Origin of the sequence: Paucibacter sediminis (assembly GCF_030254645.1) — a bacterium.
In the GTDB taxonomy this organism is placed as follows: domain Bacteria; phylum Pseudomonadota; class Gammaproteobacteria; order Burkholderiales; family Burkholderiaceae_C; genus Paucibacter_B; species Paucibacter_B sediminis.
The window spans coordinates 3,265,001-3,279,659 of the sequence record NZ_CP116346.1 but is presented as its reverse complement, the minus strand read 5'-3'; the positions used below and the strand labels follow the sequence as shown (position 1 = coordinate 3,279,659).

Sequence of the window (14,659 nt, the reverse complement as noted above, 5' to 3'; positions counted from 1 at the left end):
ATCGACCTTTCAGCGCGTGGCTCTGATGTTATTTCTGGATGTCACCCAGGCAGAGGTACTTCAGCTCCACATAGTCCTCGATGCCATGACGCGAACCCTCGCGGCCCAGGCCCGACTGCTTGACGCCGCCGAAGGGCACCTCGGCGGTGGAGATCAGGCCGGTGTTGACGCCCACCATGCCGTACTCCAGCGCCTCGCCGACGCGGAAGATGCGGCCGATGTCGCGGCTGTAGAAATAGCTGGCGAGACCGAACTCGGTGTCGTTGGCCAGGGCGATGACCTCGGTCTCGGTCTGGAAGCGGAACACCGGCGCCACCGGGCCGAAGGTTTCCTCGCGCGCGCACAGCATCTCGCTGGTGACGTCGGCCAGCAGGGTGGGCTCGTAGAACTGGCCGCCGCCCTGGCCTTCGGCAGGCTTGCCGCCGGCCACCAGGCGCGCGCCCTTGGCCAGCGCATCGGCAACATGGCTTTCGACCTTGGCCAGCGCCTGGGCGTCGATCAGCGGGCCCAGGTTGACGCCGGGCTCGAAGCCGTTGCCCAGCTTGAGCCCCGCCACCTTGGCGGCCAGCTTGGTGACGAAGGCGTCGTAGACGCCCTCCTGCACATAGAGCCGGTTGGCACACACGCAGGTCTGGCCGGCATTGCGGTACTTGCTGGCCATCGCGCCCTCGACGGCCGAGTCCAGGTCGGCATCGTCGAACACGATGAAGGGGGCGTTGCCGCCCAGCTCCAGCGAGAGCTTCTTGATGGTGGGCGCGCATTGACGCATCAGGATGCGACCCACCTCGGTGGAGCCGGTGAAGGAGAGGTGGCGCACCACATCGCTTTCGCACAGCGCCTTGCCGATGGCGATGGATTGCTCGCCATCGCCCGTCAGCACGTTCAGCACCCCGGCCGGCATGCCCGCACGCTGCGCCAGCTCGGCCACGGCCAGGGCGGAGAGCGGGGTCTGCTCGGCGGGCTTGATGATGACGGTGCAGCCGGCCGCCAGCGCCGGCGCGACCTTGCGGGTGATCATTGCGATCGGGAAGTTCCAGGGCGTAATCGCCGCGCACACGCCCATCGCCTGCTTGATGGCGATGTAGCGCTTGTTGTTGTCGGTGGTGGGGATGGTCTCGCCATAGACGCGCTTGCCCTCCTCGGCAAACCAGTCGATGAAGCTGGCGCCATAGGCCACCTCGCCGCGCGCCTCGGCCAGGGGCTTGCCCTGCTCGGCCGTCATGATGCGGGCCAGGTCCTCGGTGTGCTTGATGAGCAGGGAATGCCAGCGCATCAGGATGGCCGCGCGCTCCTTGGCCGGCTTGCTGCGCCAGGCCGGCCAGGCCGCGTTGGCGGCGGCGATCGCCGCCTCGGTATCGGCCGCGCCCAGGTTCGCCACCTCCGCCAGCAAGGCCCCGGTGGCGGGGTCGTGCACCGCGAAACGCGCGCCGCCGGCCACCCACTCGCCGTTGATCAGGCTCTGGGTCTTGAGCAGGCTGGCGTCATCCAGGGCGGCCAGGGGGGTGGGCTTGCTGTCCATCGAAAACTCCGTCGATCGTCAGGGATTGGAGACAGCACTCTACCCCGCCGCCGAGGGTGGCCCGGGCAACACCCGCCCCTATAATCAACGGCCCCCAAAAATCAAGCATTTACCCCAGCCACGCTGAGGGTTGACGAGAAAGCGCCCGGAATGAAAGCAGCTGAGATTCGCCAGACATTTCTGAAGTTCTTCGAATCCAAGGGTCACCAGATCGTGGCGTCCAGCCCGGTGGTGCCCGGCGACGACCCGACGCTGCTGTTCACCAATGCGGGCATGAACCAGTTCAAGGACGTATTCCTGGGCTTCGACAAGCGCGCCTACACCCGCGCCACCACCAGCCAGAAGTGCATCCGCGCCGGCGGCAAGCACAACGACCTGGACAACGTCGGCTACACCGCGCGCCACCACACCTTCTTCGAAATGCTGGGCAATTTCAGCTTCGGGGACTACTTCAAGCATGACGCCATCAGCTATGCCTGGGAGTTGCTGACCAAGCACTTCATGCTGCCGGCCGAGAAGCTGTGGGTGACCGTCTACGCCGAGGACGACGAGGCGTTTGACATCTGGAACAAGGTGGTGGGCGTGCCCGCCGAGCGCATCGTGCGCATCGGCGACAACAAGGGCGGCCGCTACATGTCCGACAACTTCTGGATGATGGGCGACACCGGACCTTGCGGCCCCTGCACCGAGATCTTCTACGACCACGGCCCCGAGATCGCCGGCGGCCCCCCGGGCAGCCCCGATGAAGACGGCGACCGCTATATCGAGATCTGGAACAACGTCTTCATGCAGTTCAACCGCACCGAAGACGGTGTGATGCACAAGCTGCCCAAGCCCAGCGTGGACACCGGCATGGGCCTGGAGCGCCTGGCTGCGGTGCTGCAGCATGTGCACTCGAACTACGAGATCGACACCTTCGTCGGCCTGCTGGCCGCGGCCAAGGCGGCCGTCGACGGCGCCGGTGCACAAGACTGCGACAAGGACAGCGCCTCGCTCAAGGTCATCGCCGACCACATCCGCGCCTGCAGCTTCACCATCGTCGACGGCGTGATCCCCGGCAACGAGGGCCGCGGCTATGTGCTGCGCCGCATCGCCCGCCGCGCCATCCGCCATGGCTACAAGCTGGGCGCCCGCACCCCCTTCTTCCACAAGATCGTGGCCGAGCTGGTGCAGCAGATGGGCGACGCCTATCCCGAGTTGCGCCAGGCTCAGGCTCGCGTCACCGAGGTGCTGAAGCAGGAAGAGGAGCGCTTCTTCCAGACCATTGCCAACGGCATGGAGATCCTGGAAGCAGCACTGGCCAGCGGAGCCAAGCAGATCGATGGCGAAACCGCCTTCAAGCTGCACGACACCTATGGCTTCCCGGTCGATCTGACCGGCGACGTCTGCCGCGAGCGCGGCGTGACGGTGGACCAGGCCGGCTTCGAGGCCGCGATGAACCGCCAGCGCGAGCAGGCCCGTGCGGCCGGCAAGTTCAAGATGGCCCAGGGCCTGGAATACCAGGGCCAGCCCACCGCCTTCCACGGCTACGACCACCTGGTCTGCGAGACCTCGGTGGTGACGGCCGTCTACGTGGATGGCGTGGCGGTGGCCGAGGCCAAGGCCGGTGACGATGCCGTCATCGTTCTAGACCACACCCCCTTCTATGCCGAGAGCGGCGGCCAGGTGGGCGACAGCGGCGAGCTGCGCAACAACAGCAGCCGCTTTGCCGTCGAGGACACGTTGAAGATACAGGCCGATGTGTTCGGCCACCATGGCCGCGTGCTGGAAGGCGCGATCAAGGCCGGCGATGTGTTCGTCGCCCGCGTGAATGCCGAGGCGCGCGCCAAGACCGTGCGCAACCACAGCGCCACCCACCTGATGCACAAGGCCTTGCGCGAGGTGCTGGGCGCCCATGTGCAGCAAAAGGGCTCGCTGGTGAATGCCGAGCGCACCCGCTTCGACTTTGCCCACAACGCCCCGCTGAGCGCGGCTGAAGTCAAGCGCGTGGAAGCCATTGTGAATGCCGAGATCCTCGCCAACGCCGGAGCCAAGGCCGAGGTGATGGCGCTGGACGATGCACAGAAGAGCGGCGCGATGATGCTGTTCGGCGAGAAGTATGGCGAGACCGTGCGCGTGCTCTCGATAGGCAGCTCCAAGGAACTCTGCGGCGGCACGCATGTGAAGGCCACCGGTGACATCGGCCTGTTCAAGGTGGTGGCCGAAGGCGGCGTGGCCGCCGGCGTGCGCCGCATCGAGGCGGTCACCGGCGACAACGCCCTGGCCTATCTGCAGTCGCTGGAGTCCACCGTGCAGGCGGTGGCCGGCACGCTCAAGGCCGCCCCCGCCGAGCTGGAGAGCCGCGTGCATGCGGTGCTCGATCAGCTGCGCGCGCTGGAGAAGGAACTCGGCGCCGCCAAGAGCAAGCTGGCCTCGGCCCAGGGCGACGAGCTGCTGACCCAGGCGGTGGACGTCAAGGGCATCAAGGTGCTGGCTGCCACCCTGGTGGGCGCCGACGCCAAGACCCTGCGCGAGACCATGGACAAGCTCAAGGACAAGCTCAAGACCGCAGCCATCGTGCTGGCCGCCGTGGATGGCGACAAGGTCCAGCTGGCTGCGGGTGTCACGGCTGACAGCGTGGGCAAGCTCAAGGCTGGCGAGCTGGTGAACTTCGTCGCGCAGCAGGTCGGCGGCAAGGGCGGCGGCAAGCCCGATCTGGCCATGGCCGGCGGCACCGATGCCAAGGCCCTGCCCCAGGCCCTGGCCGGCGTGCAGGCCTGGGTAGCGGGCAAGCTCTGATCCGATAGACAATCACTTCAGCAAGGGCCCCCGGTTCAAGCGGGGGCCCTTGTTCTTTCTGTAGCCAAGGAAATGCGCATGAGCCAAGAGATCGACCACGACAACGCAGAGCGCCTGGCCGCCCTGCTGAACATCCTGGCTGCCGCCGTGGAGGACGATGAGGACGCCGTGCCCATCGACACGCTGGACGGCTATATGACCGCGCTGATCTGCGGCCCCGCCGATGCCTCGCCGCTGCAGGCCATGGACGCCCTGTTCGGCGAAGACTGGCCGGCCGTGCTGGAGGAACGCGAGGCGGTGGACGAATTCATGGAAGTGCTGCACGAGCGCTGGAACGAGATCGCCGAGGCGCTCGATCCCGAGGCCCTGATGGAGAATGCCGATGCGCTGCGCCTCTCGCCGCTGATCACCGAGTTCGACGAGGCCACGCGCGCCTCCCTGCTGTCGCAAGGCGTGCTCACCGCCGACCAGCTCGACGAGCTGCCCGCCCCCGGCGTGATGTGGGCCGAGGGCTTTATGCAGGCCGTGGATGATTTCGAGGAAAGCTGGTACGCCCACGATGCCGAGGGCGAAGCCGGCCAGATGCTGGACTCGCTGCTGATGGCCATCGCCGCCGTGGCGATGCCGGCCGGCGAGCAGCGCGAGGCCTATATCAACGAGGCCTACGAACCCGAGGACGAGGTGGACCAGGACGTGCTGGTGGACGATGCGCTCTATGCGGCGCAGGATCTGCGCCTGTTCTGGCTGCAACCGCCCGCCGGCGCCCAGCTCAACTCCTGAGCCGCGGGCCCAACAGGCTCACAGCTTGCCGCTGCAATTCGGCGCGCCGCAGCGGCAGCGCAGCCGCCCCTCGTGGTGGCTCTCGCCATAGTGGGCGGTGAGCTCCTCCCCCGGCTCGATATCGCGCAGCGCATAGAACTCGGCCCGGCCCTGGCGGATGCGCAGCACCGCGTTGGGGCTGCAGGAATGGTTGATGAAGCGCATCACGCCCGCATCATGCGTGGCGTCAACCGCGCGCTTCTCGCTCAGCTCGACCACATGGATGCGCTCGCGGCCCTTGATGCGGCGGCGTGCCTCGGCCACCGAGATCAGCTCGCCACGCATCTCGCCGATCTTGCGGCGCGCCGGAATGGCCTCGTCGGCAAACACGCCCTGGCCGTCGATGCGCGACGGGCCGGCATGCAAGGCGAATTTCTCCGCTGGCTGCGGCTGCCCCTTGGGCAAGGGCGATGGCGCCGCAGTGAGCGCGGCTGGGCTGGGAAGTTCGGTGAGGCGTGGCATTTGGTCAGGGACGCTGGCGTACGGCATTATGGAGCCCCCTGCTCACGACGAGGACTACCGAGATGCCATTGACCTTACGCCGCGCCCTGCCCAGCGATGCCAGCGCGGTCATGCAGTTCATGCGCGAGCCCGAGGTCTACGCCGGGCTGCTGCAACTGCCCTACCCCACCGAGGAGCTGTGGCGCCAGCGCCTGCTCGAAACCTCGGCGCCGGGCAAGAGCGACATCAATCTGGTGGCCGAACTCGATGGCAAGGTGCTGGGCATGGCCGGGCTGCATCCCGCGGGGCTGGCGCTGCGGCGCCGCCATGTGATGTCGCTGGGCATCTCGGTGGCGTCGGCCGCCCAGGGCCAGGGCATTGGCCGGGCTCTGATGGATGCGCTAATCGACTATGCCGACAACTGGGGTCAGGTCTTGCGTATCGAGCTGGGGGTCTACGCGGACAACACGCGTGCCATCCGCCTCTATGAGCGCTGCGGCTTTCAGCATGAGGGCCGCATGCGCGCCTATGCGCTGCGCGACGGCCAGTATGTGGACAGCCTGGCGATGGCGAGGCTGCATCCCAGGCCACCGACCTGGGCCTGAGCGCGGGTCAAACTCAGATCGGCTTGACCACCGGGCGTGAGCCGAACAGCACCGCCATGGGGCTGAACGAGGCCTCGGGCTGCAGACGCTGCCCCTCGACCAGCACGCGCGGCAATTGCTGCACGGTTTGCGCCTCGGTGCCGCGCGGCAGCGTGGCTTCGGTGCTGGCGCGCTTGCCGGTGATGACCAGGCGTGCCAGCTTGACGACCTCGCTGGCCTGCGCCAGGCTCGGTGCCAGGCAGGCTGCGCTCAATGCAGCGATGCCCAGTGCCCGTATTGCGCTGCGTGACCTGCTGGTTTCTTTTTGCAACATGACTCCCCCTCTTCGAAGCGTTGGAAGAAGTATCTGAAGTCACGCGCCGGCTTGCCAGGGGGAGGTGACGAACTGCCGGCTTTCCGGCGCGACTTGCGGTGCAGCGCGACGAGTTGCAATGACTTCAGGCATAGCTCAGCTCGCCGGCCTTGCCCCAAAACACCCGATAGGCAAAGGCGGTGTAAGCGAGTATGGCCGGCACGGTGATGGCACAGCCCACCAGGATGAACTGCAGCGATTTGGGAGCCGCGGCCGCCTGCCAGACGGTGATGCGGTCCATCACCACATAGGGATAGAGGCTGTAGGCCAGGCCGAAGAAGCCCAGCAGCATCACCAGCACCATGAGCGCAAACGGCGCCCAGCACAGCTTGCCGACGATGCGGCTGGAGTTGAGCAGCCCGCGCAGCGCCAGCAATGCCAGCGCGCTGGTCAGCGGAATCGGCAGCAAGGCGATGAAGCCCGGCATGGTGAACCAGCGCTCGCGCACCGTCGGGCTGAGCCAGGGTGTGGCCACCGAGATGGCCGCCAGCCCCAGCAGCAACAAGGGCCAGGCGCGCTTCGCCAGCCGGATGGCGCGCTGTTGCAGCAGGGCCTCGGTCTTCATGATCAGCCAGGTCGCGCCCAGCAGCAGATAGGCCGCCGTCAGCGCCAGCGCGATCAGCAGGGCAAAGGCGTCAAACAAGCCGCCAGGCTGGAACGCCGTCACATAGCGCCCCAGCATCCAGCCTTGCGCCAGTGCGGCCAGCAGAGAGCCGCCCATGAAGGCGCGGTTCCACAGCGGCTTCCACTCGGCCTGCACCTTGACGCGGAAGTCGAAGGCCACGCCGCGCAGCATCAGGCCCATCAGCATCAGCACGATGGGCAGATAGAGCGCCTGCATCACCACGCCCTGGGCCTTGGGGAAGGCGATCAGCAGCACCCCCACGCCAAGCACCAGCCAGGTCTCGTTGGCATCCCAGAAGGGGCCGATGGAGGCGATCATGCGATCCTTGTCGGCATCGCTGGCGCCCAGCATCAGCAGGCCGACGCCCAGGTCATAGCCATCCAGCACCACGTAGAGCAGCAGGGCGAAACCCATCAGCGCCATGAAAACCAGCGGCATCCATTGTTCGGCGCTCATGCGGCCACCCTCCGATTGAAATTGACCGGTGCAACGGGCTCCGCCGCGGCCGTCTTCTCGGCCATGGTCTTGACCACCATCACATAGGCCAGGAGCAGGCCCAGATAGAGCGAGGCATAGCCGGCCAGGCTCAGGGCGATGGTGGGCGCCGGCGTGGCGGAGGCCAGCTCGGCGGTGCGCAGCCAGCCATAGACCAGAAAGGGTTGCCGGCCGATCTCGGTGACATACCAGCCCGCCAGCGTGGCCACCCAGCCGGAGAAGCTCATCCAGGCGAGCAGCCGCAGCAGCGGCCTCGGCAGTTCCTCGGGTCGCCAGCCCCGGCGGCGGTACAGCCACCAGGCCAGCCAGCTCGCAGCGAGCATCGCCAGCCCCATGCCCACCATCACGCGAAAGGCGAAGAACACCGGTGCCACCGGTGGATGCGCGCCCTGGAACTCGTTCAGCCCGCGCAGCTCGCCATCGGCCTCATGGGTCAGGATCAGACTCGCCAGGCGCGGAATTTCGATCGCGTAGTCGTTGCGGCGCGTCTGCTCATTCGGCCATGCGAACAGCAGCAGCGGCGCGCCACGCTCGGTCTCCCACAAGCCCTCCATCGCCGCGACTTTTTGCGGTTGATGCTTGAGCGTGTTGAGGCCATGCTGGTCGCCCATGAAGATCTGCAACGGGATCAGCACGGCCGCCAGGGTCAGGCCCACGCGCAGCACCGCACCGGTATGCGGCTGCACGCGTTGCTTGAGCAACTGCCAGGCGCTCACGCCCGCCAGCAGGAAGGCGACGGTCAGGCCCGAGGCCAGCAGCTTGTGCGCCAGGCGGTAGGGGAAGGACGGGTTGAAGATCACCTCCAGCCAGTCCTTGGCATGGAATTCACCCTGGATGATCTCGAAACCCTGCGGTGTCTGCATCCAGGAGTTCAGGCTCAGGATCCAGAAGGCACTGAGCGTGGTGCCACCGGCCACCAGGGCGGTGGCGATCAGGTGCACGCGTTCGCTGACGCGGCCATGGCCGAACAGCATCACGCCCAGGAAGCTGGCCTCGAGAAAGAAGGCCGTCAGCACCTCGTAGCCCAGCAGCGGCCCGGCGATATTGCCGGCCCGCTCCATGAAGCCCGGCCAGTTGCTGCCGAACTGGAAGCTCATGGTGATGCCGCTGACCACGCCCAGCGCGAAGCTGAGCGCGAACACCTTGGTCCAGAAGCGGTAGGCCGAGAGCCAGCTGGCCGCGCCCGTGGCCAGCCAGCGCCAGCGGAAGAACAGCAGCACCCAGGCGAGTGCGATGGTGATGGTGGGGAACAGGATGTGGAAGCTGATGTTGAGCGCGAATTGCAGGCGCGCGAGCAGGACGGCATCCATCAACGTGCCTCCTTGCCGCCGCTGAGCACCTTGACCTTGCCGGTGAACTCCAGCAGCTTCTGCACCTTGGAACCCATCTTCATCAGCTGGGCCAGGGTCTGCGAGTCCATGCGCTGCACATCGTCGAACCAGGTCGTCATCAGCTCGATCAGGTCGTGCATGCTGCGCATGCGTTCCTGCGCCACCCGGTCCTCCTCGCTCGCCGGCGCTTCCAGCAGGGCATTGCGCAGCATCGACAGCGTCGGCTCGATCTCGCGCCGGCGCCGCTCCTCCGCCAGGGTGCGGAAGATCTCCCAGGCGTCGCTGGGAGCCTCGAAGTACTCGCGCCGATCCCCCGGGAGGTGCCTGAGCTTGACCAAGCGCCAGGCCTGCAACTCCTTCAAGCCCATGCTCACATTGGACCGGCTGAACTCCAAAGCCTCGGCCATCTCATCGGCATTCAGCGGCCGCAGCGAGACGTAGATCAGCGCGTAGATCTGCCCCACCGTGCGGTTGATACCCCAGCGGCTGCCCATCTCGCCGAAGTGCGCCACAAAGCTGCGCACCAGGGGACTCATGGTCGTTGACGACATTGCATTTCACTCCTTGCGCCAGGGCAAAGCGCCGGCACTCTTCGTTTAATCCATCTCAAGGTATTGCTGTATTTTCAGTATTTACTGAACTTTCACAAAGGAATTTGGAATGCCTGAGCCCGAGGCAAGGCCTTGCGTGAGGGGCGCCCGCCGGCAGGCACACACCGACAAGCAGCAACACGGCTCCTGAATAATGGCGAGTCAAGGAGAACGCCATGAGCACCGCCGCACGCATAGACCGTCCCGAATTCGCCAGCCTGACACCCGGTGTGTCCGAAGCCCTGCTCGCCCTGGGCAAGGCCATCAACGAATCAGGCCTGCCCAAGGACCTGCTGGAGCTGATCAAGCTGCGTGCGTCGCAAATCAACGCCTGCGCCTTCTGCCTGCAGTTCCATCTCAATATGGCGCGCGGGCTCGCTATGCCGGCCGCCAAGCTCGACCTGCTGGCGGCCTGGCGCGAGGCGCCGGTCTACAGCCCGCGCGAGCGCATCGCCCTGGCCTGGACCGAGGCGCTCTGCAAGCCAGCCGACGGCGTCGGCGACGCACTCTATGCAGAGGCCCTGGCCGAGTTCGGGCCGGCACAGCTGGGCTACCTCACCGCGGCAGTGGCCAACATCAATGCCTGGAACCGCATCGCGGTAGCGCTGCGCTTCACGCCGCCACTGCCGCGCCCAGCAGCATGAAGCGGCAGCGCCATTACCTGCTTGCCGGCGCACTGCTGATGGGAATGGCGGCCAACGCTGCCACGCCTGCCGTGCCGCTATCGGTGCCCAGCCTGGAGCAGCGCGGGGGTCAGGCCTTGCCTCTGCAGGCCTACTGGTACGCCGCCGAGGCGCCGGGCGCTCGCCCCGCCGTCGTGCTGCTGCATGGCTGCGGTGGCCCCTATGACGGCCGCGGCAAGCTTTCGGTCCGCATGCGCGACTACAGCGCCCTGCTGAACCAGCAGGGCTGGCATGTGCTGGTCCTCGACTCGCTCGGCGCGCGTGGAGAAACGGAGCTCTGCACGCAGCGCATCGGCACGCGTGCAGTGACGATGGCAAATCGCCGTCTGGACGTGCTCGGGGCCCTGAGTTGGCTGGCTCAGCGCGGCGATGTGGACACCGCGCGCCTGGCGCTGCTGGGCTGGTCCAACGGCGGCAGCACCGTGCTGGCGGCCACCAATCTGACCCATGCCGAGGTGGCGCAGGCAAGCCCCAGGCCGCGCGCTGCGGTGGCCTTCTACCCAGGCTGCGAGGCTGAACTCAAGCGCGGCTATATGGCGGCGGCACCGCTGCAGTTGCTGGTGGGTGCGGCCGATGACTGGACTCCGGCCGAGCCCTGCGCGGCACTGGCTGCGGCCGCCAAGCCGCAGGTGCAGCTGCATAGCTATGCCGCCGCCTATCACGGCTTTGACTCGAGTGCGCCCGTCAAGTTGCGCAAGGACGTGCCGAATGGCGTGCATCCGGGCCAGGGCGTCCACGTGGGCGGCAACGCTGCTGCGAGGGAGGCCTCGCGTGCGCAGATGCTGGCCTTTCTGAAAGCGCAGCTCCAATGAGCGCCAGCAGCGAACTGCGGACGCCACGGCTGCTGCTGCGCGCGCCCCACGTGGCGCTCAGCGAGTCGGTGAGCGAGTTCTATCTGCGCAATCAGGCGCACTTCGCACCCTGGGATCCGCCTTCGCCGGCGGGCTTTTTCGCGCCAGATCAGGTGGCGGCGCGCCTGCAACTTGCCGCCCTGGCCTTTGAGGAGGGCCAGGCTTACCGCTGGTGGATCTGCAGCCAGGATGCGCCGACCAGGGTGATCGGCCAATGCCAGGTCTCGCAGGTATCGCGCGCCGTGTTCCAGAGTGCCATGCTGGGCTACTCGCTGGATGCTCAACGGCAAGGCCAAGGCATCATGAGCGAGGCCTTGGCAGTGGTGCGCGACGAGATATTCAGCCAACGCGTAGGCCTGCACCGTCTGCAGGCCGCCGTGCGCCCGGAAAACACGCGCAGCCGGCAAGTATTGCGGCGCCTTGGTTTTGCGCATGAGGGCCATAGCAAGCGCTACCTCTTCATCAACGGCGCCTGGCGCGATCACGACCTCTATGCCCTGATCAACCCGGCCTGGCCGGATGATCAACTTGAATTCAAGTAATTGCGACCCTTAAAAGCAAAAACCCTCCGACTCATAAGAGGCGGAGGGTTTGCTTTGGATATTAGCCTGACGATGACCTACTTTCACACGGGAATCCGCACTATCATCGGCGCTGAGTCATTTCACTGTCCTGTTCGGGATGGGAAGGAGTGGGACCAACTCGCTATGGTCATCAGGCTTAACTGGTTGGCAAGTTGTTGCTGGAACAACTTACCCAATTTGTAGAGTTGCGCATTATACAAGGGCGTTGGCTCTTGCGCGCTTCGAATCAGCTTTGATTTTGATTGCGTTCAATTCAGACTTCTGAAGAACAGCATAACTTGTGCTTACCTCAATAAGCTCTGACTTGCTCTTTCGAACTGTCAAAGTTATAGGGTCAAGCCTCACGGGCAATTAGTACTGGTTAGCTTAACGCATTACTGCGCTTCCACACCCAGCCTATCAACGTCCTGGTCTCGAACGACCCTTCAGGGGGCTCTAGGCCCCGGCAAGACTCATCTTGAGACGAGTTTCCCGCTTAGATGCTTTCAGCGGTTATCTCTTCCGCACTTAGCTACTCGGCGATGCCACTGGCGTGACAACCGATACACCAGAGGTGCGTCCACTCCGGTCCTCTCGTACTAGGAGCAGGCTCTCTCAATCTTGCAGCGCCCACGGAAGATAGGGACCAAACTGTCTCACGACGTTTTAAACCCAGCTCACGTACCTCTTTAAATGGCGAACAGCCATACCCTTGGGACCGGCTACAGCCCCAGGATGAGATGAGCCGACATCGAGGTGCCAAACACCGCCGTCGATATGAACTCTTGGGCGGTATCAGCCTGTTATCCCCAGAGTACCTTTTATCCGTTGAGCGATGGCCCTTCCATACAGAACCACCGGATCACTTTGTCCTACTTTCGTACCTGCTCGACTTGTCAGTCTCGCAGTCAAGCACGCTTATGCCAATGCACTATCAACACGATTTCCGACCGTATTTAGCGTACCTTCGAACTCCTCCGTTACACTTTGGGAGGAGACCGCCCCAGTCAAACTGCCCACCATACACTGTCCCCAATCCCGATAAGGGACCAAGGTTAGAACCTCAAACACACCAGGGTGGTATTTCAACGTTGGCTCCATAGAAACTAGCGTCCCTACTTCAAAGCCTCCCACCTATCCTACACAGATCTGTTCAAAGTCCAATGTAAAGCTACAGTAAAGGTTCATGGGGTCTTTCCGTCTTTCCGCGGGGAGATTGCATCATCACAAACATTTCAACTTCGCTGAGTCTCTGGAGGAGACAGTGTGGCCATCGTTACGCCATTCGTGCAGGTCGGAACTTACCCGACAAGGAATTTCGCTACCTTAGGACCGTTATAGTTACGGCCGCCGTTTACTGGGACTTCAGTCAAGAGCTTGCACCCCATCATTTAATCTTCCAGCACCGGGCAGGCGTCACACCCTATACGTCGACTTTCGTCTTTGCAGAGTGCTGTGTTTTTAATAAACAGTCGCAGCCACCGATTCTCTGCGGCCTCATTGGGCTCCCCAAGTAAATGGTTCACCTACTAAAGGCACACCTTCTTCCGAAGTTACGGTGTCAATTTGCCGAGTTCCTTCTCCAGAGTTCTCTCAAGCGCCTTAGAATACTCATCTCGCGCACCAGTGTCGGTTTGCGGTACGGTCGTCTGTAGCTGAAGCTTAGTGGCTTTTCCTGGAAGCAGGGTATCACTCACTTCGTCTGCAAGCAGACTCGTTATCACACCTCAGCTAAGCCCTCCGGATTTGCCTAGAGGGCACGCCTACATGCTTGAACCAACTATTCCAACAGTTGGCTGAGCTAACCTTCTCCGTCCCCACATCGCACTACAGATCGGTACAGGAATATTTACCTGTTTCCCATCAGCTACGCATCTCTGCCTCGCCTTAGGGGCCGACTCACCCTACGCCGATGAACGTTGCGTAGGAAACCTTGCGCTTACGGCGAGGGGGCTTTTCACCCCCTTTAACGCTACTCATGTCAGCATTCGCACTTCTGATACCTCCAGCAGGCTTCACAACCCACCTTCACAGGCTTACAGAACGCTCTCCTACCACGTGCAATAAATTGCACATCCGCAGCTTCGGTAACTGGCTTAGCCCCGTTACATCTTCCGCGCAGGACGACTCGATCAGTGAGCTATTACGCTTTCTTTAAATGATGGCTGCTTCTAAGCCAACATCCTGACTGTTTTAGCCTTCCCACTTCGTTTCCCACTTAGCCAATTTTAGGGACCTTAGCTGGCGGTCTGGGTTGTTTCCCTCTTGAGTCCGGACGTTAGCACCCGGTGCTCTGTCTCCCAAGCTGTACTCATCGGTATTCGGAGTTTGCATAGGTTTGGTAAGTCGCCATGACCCCCTAGCCTAAACAGTGCTCTACCCCCGATGGTAATACTTGAGGCACTACCTAAATAGTTTTCGGAGAGAACCAGCTATTTCCAAGTTTGTTTAGCCTTTCACCCCTATCCACAGCTCATCCGCTAGTTTTGCAACACTAGTCGGTTCGGACCTCCAGCACCTGTTACGGTACCTTCATCCTGGCCATGGATAGATCACTTGGTTTCGGGTCTACACCCAGCGACTGATTCGCCCTATTCGGACTCGATTTCTCTACGGCTTCCCTATTCGGTTAACCTCGCCACTGAATGTAAGTCGCTGACCCATTATACAAAAGGTACGCAGTCACCCTTGCGGGCTCCTACTTTTTGTATGCATGCGGTTTCAGGATCTATTTCACTCCCCTCCCGGGGTTCTTTTCGCCTTTCCCTCACGGTACTTGTTCACTATCGGTCGATTACGAGTATTTAGCCTTGGAGGATGGTCCCCCCATATTCAGACAGGATTTCACGTGTCCCGCCCTACTCTATTCGCGCCTAGTTCCACAATCTGCATTTTTCATACGGGGCTATCACCCGCTGTGGCCGGACTTTCCATTCCGTTCTGATATACAAACTGCTAAAACGCGAGGGCTACTCCGATTTCGCTCGCCACTACTTTCGGAATCTCG

General features: G+C 63.5%; 12 protein-coding genes and 2 rRNA genes (1 of these 14 only partly in view). 6 read left to right on the top strand and 8 right to left on the bottom strand.

All coding sequences use genetic code 11. The features are described from left to right. Positions 1-28: 28 nt before the first annotated feature. A complete protein-coding gene (locus tag PFX98_RS15200; protein WP_285231332.1) occupies positions 29-1,519 on the bottom strand; it encodes an NAD-dependent succinate-semialdehyde dehydrogenase in 1,491 nt (496 codons plus the stop codon). A gap of 150 nt (positions 1,520-1,669) precedes the next feature. On the opposite strand from PFX98_RS15200, the gene alaS reads away from it, so the two are divergent. Then, positions 1,670-4,297: an alanine--tRNA ligase gene (gene alaS, locus PFX98_RS15195; RefSeq protein ID WP_285231331.1), complete on the top strand. Its 2,628-nt coding sequence runs from the start codon at positions 1,670-1,672 to the stop codon at positions 4,295-4,297. Positions 4,298-4,375: 78 nt separating this feature from the next. Continuing rightward, positions 4,376-5,077: a YecA/YgfB family protein gene (locus tag PFX98_RS15190; protein WP_285231330.1), complete on the top strand. Its 702-nt coding sequence runs from the start codon at positions 4,376-4,378 to the stop codon at positions 5,075-5,077. Positions 5,078-5,095: 18 nt separating this feature from the next. Here PFX98_RS15190 and PFX98_RS15185 read toward each other — a convergent pair whose 3' ends face one another. Further along, positions 5,096-5,482, bottom strand: a complete 387-nt coding sequence (locus PFX98_RS15185; RefSeq protein ID WP_285231329.1) for an SET domain-containing protein — start codon at positions 5,480-5,482, stop codon at positions 5,096-5,098. A 158-nt stretch (positions 5,483-5,640) separates the two neighbouring features. Here PFX98_RS15185 and PFX98_RS15180 point away from each other — a divergent pair, with 158 nt between their 5' ends. Further along, positions 5,641-6,162, top strand: a complete 522-nt coding sequence (locus PFX98_RS15180) for a GNAT family N-acetyltransferase (protein ID WP_285231328.1) — start codon at positions 5,641-5,643, stop codon at positions 6,160-6,162. A gap of 13 nt (positions 6,163-6,175) precedes the next feature. Here PFX98_RS15180 and PFX98_RS15175 read toward each other — a convergent pair whose 3' ends face one another. From PFX98_RS15175 to PFX98_RS15160, 4 genes are all read right to left on the bottom strand, one after another. Continuing rightward, on the bottom strand, positions 6,176-6,415 hold the full coding sequence (locus tag PFX98_RS15175; protein WP_285231327.1) for a hypothetical protein: 240 nt from the start codon (positions 6,413-6,415) through the stop codon (positions 6,176-6,178). 184 nt (positions 6,416-6,599) lie between these two features. Next, entirely contained in the window at positions 6,600-7,595 is a 996-nt protein-coding gene (locus tag PFX98_RS15170) for a cytochrome d ubiquinol oxidase subunit II (RefSeq protein WP_285231326.1), read from the bottom strand. Continuing rightward, positions 7,592-8,944, bottom strand: a complete 1,353-nt coding sequence (locus PFX98_RS15165; RefSeq protein ID WP_285231325.1) for a cytochrome ubiquinol oxidase subunit I — start codon at positions 8,942-8,944, stop codon at positions 7,592-7,594. The genes PFX98_RS15170 and PFX98_RS15165 overlap by 4 nt, the downstream gene beginning before the upstream one ends. After that, positions 8,944-9,516, bottom strand: a complete 573-nt coding sequence (locus PFX98_RS15160) for a GbsR/MarR family transcriptional regulator (protein WP_285231324.1) — start codon at positions 9,514-9,516, stop codon at positions 8,944-8,946. The genes PFX98_RS15165 and PFX98_RS15160 overlap by 1 nt, the downstream gene beginning before the upstream one ends. Before the next feature lie 215 nt (positions 9,517-9,731). On the opposite strand from PFX98_RS15160, the gene PFX98_RS15155 reads away from it, so the two are divergent. From PFX98_RS15155 to PFX98_RS15145, 3 genes are read left to right on the top strand one after another with little or no spacing between them, the layout of a single operon-like run. Next, a complete protein-coding gene (locus PFX98_RS15155) occupies positions 9,732-10,199 on the top strand; it encodes a carboxymuconolactone decarboxylase family protein (RefSeq protein WP_285231323.1) in 468 nt (155 codons plus the stop codon). Then, entirely contained in the window at positions 10,196-11,050 is an 855-nt protein-coding gene (locus PFX98_RS15150; protein ID WP_285231322.1) for a dienelactone hydrolase family protein, read from the top strand. The genes PFX98_RS15155 and PFX98_RS15150 overlap by 4 nt, the downstream gene beginning before the upstream one ends. Then, the gene (locus PFX98_RS15145) at positions 11,047-11,631 is read left to right on the top strand and encodes a GNAT family N-acetyltransferase (RefSeq protein WP_285231321.1); all 585 of its coding nucleotides are present in this window, start codon (positions 11,047-11,049) and stop codon (positions 11,629-11,631) included. Before PFX98_RS15150 ends, PFX98_RS15145 begins: the two co-directional genes overlap by 4 nt. 64 nt (positions 11,632-11,695) lie before the next feature. Here the strand turns inward: PFX98_RS15145 and rrf are convergent. Together rrf and PFX98_RS15135 are read right to left on the bottom strand one after the other, a co-directional pair. Then, positions 11,696-11,808: ribosomal RNA gene (gene rrf / locus PFX98_RS15140) — 5S ribosomal RNA — on the bottom strand. A 195-nt stretch (positions 11,809-12,003) separates the two neighbouring features. After that, a 23S ribosomal RNA gene (locus PFX98_RS15135) occupies positions 12,004-14,659 on the bottom strand; it runs 224 nt beyond the window's last position.

Excerpts from the sequence above, each read along its gene's own strand:
- PFX98_RS15160 (WP_285231324.1), bottom strand. The coding sequence starts at position 9,516 with ATGTCGTCAACGACCATGAGTCCCCTGGTGCGCAGCTTTGTGGCGCAC.
- PFX98_RS15180 (WP_285231328.1), top strand. The coding sequence starts at position 5,641 with ATGCCATTGACCTTACGCCGCGCCCTGCCCAGCGATGCCAGCGCGGTC.
- PFX98_RS15190 (WP_285231330.1), top strand. The coding sequence starts at position 4,376 with ATGAGCCAAGAGATCGACCACGACAACGCAGAGCGCCTGGCCGCCCTG.
- alaS (WP_285231331.1), top strand. The coding sequence starts at position 1,670 with ATGAAAGCAGCTGAGATTCGCCAGACATTTCTGAAGTTCTTCGAATCC.
- PFX98_RS15155 (WP_285231323.1), top strand. The coding sequence starts at position 9,732 with ATGAGCACCGCCGCACGCATAGACCGTCCCGAATTCGCCAGCCTGACA.
- PFX98_RS15200 (WP_285231332.1), bottom strand. The coding sequence starts at position 1,519 with ATGGACAGCAAGCCCACCCCCCTGGCCGCCCTGGATGACGCCAGCCTG.
- PFX98_RS15170 (WP_285231326.1), bottom strand. The coding sequence starts at position 7,595 with ATGAGCGCCGAACAATGGATGCCGCTGGTTTTCATGGCGCTGATGGGT.
- PFX98_RS15165 (WP_285231325.1), bottom strand. The coding sequence starts at position 8,944 with ATGGATGCCGTCCTGCTCGCGCGCCTGCAATTCGCGCTCAACATCAGC.
- PFX98_RS15150 (WP_285231322.1), top strand. The coding sequence starts at position 10,196 with ATGAAGCGGCAGCGCCATTACCTGCTTGCCGGCGCACTGCTGATGGGA.
- PFX98_RS15145 (WP_285231321.1), top strand. The coding sequence starts at position 11,047 with ATGAGCGCCAGCAGCGAACTGCGGACGCCACGGCTGCTGCTGCGCGCG.